This window comes from Streptomyces sp. NPDC002130, assembly GCF_040296465.1.
Lineage (GTDB): Bacteria > Actinomycetota > Actinomycetes > Streptomycetales > Streptomycetaceae > Streptomyces.
This window is the reverse complement of the sequence record NZ_JBEOXI010001260.1, coordinates 1-1043: the sequence shown is the minus strand read 5'-3', so window position 1 is coordinate 1043 and position 1043 is coordinate 1. Positions and strand designations below refer to the sequence as shown.

At 66.2% G+C, this 1043-nt stretch carries 1 protein-coding gene and 1 pseudogene; both read right to left on the bottom strand.

Annotation, left to right across the window (positions count from 1 at the left end; translation table 11 throughout):
* Positions 1-180: pseudogene (locus ABT116_RS50110) on the bottom strand (hypothetical protein); the annotation flags it as partial.
* Positions 177-941 carry a glycosyltransferase gene (locus ABT116_RS50105; RefSeq protein ID WP_351648485.1) on the bottom strand — a complete coding sequence of 255 codons (765 nt, stop codon included), beginning with the start codon at positions 939-941 and terminating at the stop codon, positions 177-179. The pseudogene ABT116_RS50110 and the gene ABT116_RS50105, both read right to left, overlap by 4 nt.
* Positions 942-1043: the final 102 nt, after the last annotated feature.

Below are 1043 nucleotides of genomic sequence, written 5' to 3'. Positions count from 1 at the left end.
TGCCGTGCGTGTCGCCCGCGCCCTCGGTGACGACCTGGAGCGGCCCCCAGGTGCGGCCGCCGTCGTCTTGAGTTTGTGTTCGCCGGGAAGTTCGACGACGAAATGCGCGTCGTCTTTTCTGGTGAAGTCGAGTTCACGCTCCGTGAGAGCCTGCTCGATGGTGTCCGAAATGCTGCTCATGTACGCACTCCCCCGGTCCGGCGCAGACGCCACAGACCCCGCGCACGGCGGGGCGAGAAGTCGCTGGGACCGGTTCCGTTGTTGTAGTTGACTGCGGCTTTGCGATAGCTCTCGAGCAAACCGTCCGCGGTGTGTTCCCACGAGAAATTCTCGGCGTGACGCGGTGCCTGCGCGGCGAGTTCGGCCAAGCGTTTCGGCGCTGTCACCAAGGATTCGAGAGCGCCGGCCCAGTCTTCGGTGCGGTGCCCTTGAACCAGCAGGCCGGTCTCACCGTTGCGTACGGCCACTCCCAGTCCGCCGACATCCGCGGCGATCACCGGGGTTCCGCAGGCCTGAGCTTCGATGGCTACCAGTCCGAAGGACTCCGAATAGCTCGGCACCGCAACCAGATCCGATGCGCGGTAGACATCGGCGAGACGCTGCGGCGCCTGCGGCGGCAAGAACGTCACCTGCGCTGTGATGCCCAGTGAGCGTGCCAGTTCGATCAACACGTCCGGCCGCGCGAGACCGGTTCCGGACGGCCCGCCGACAACGAGGATGCGCAGCGGCAACCCCGGGCGTCGGGTGATAACCTCGGCTGCTGCGCGCAGCAGAACGTCCGGCGCTTTGAGCGGTTGGATGCGGCCGACGAAGGTCACGACGATCTCGCCCGGGTTCAACCCCAACGACGCGCGGGCGGAATCGCGATCGCCCGGTCGGTAGCGGGTGAGATCGGCGCCCGGAGCCACGACGTCGATACGCGTGGGATCTGCGCCGTACAACTCGTGCAGCGCTTTGGCTTCGTCGGTGGTGTTGGTGTCAAGGCAGCGGGCAGCCGAACCCTAAACCTTCGCACAGTATCTACGACAGTCCGGGGTACCGCT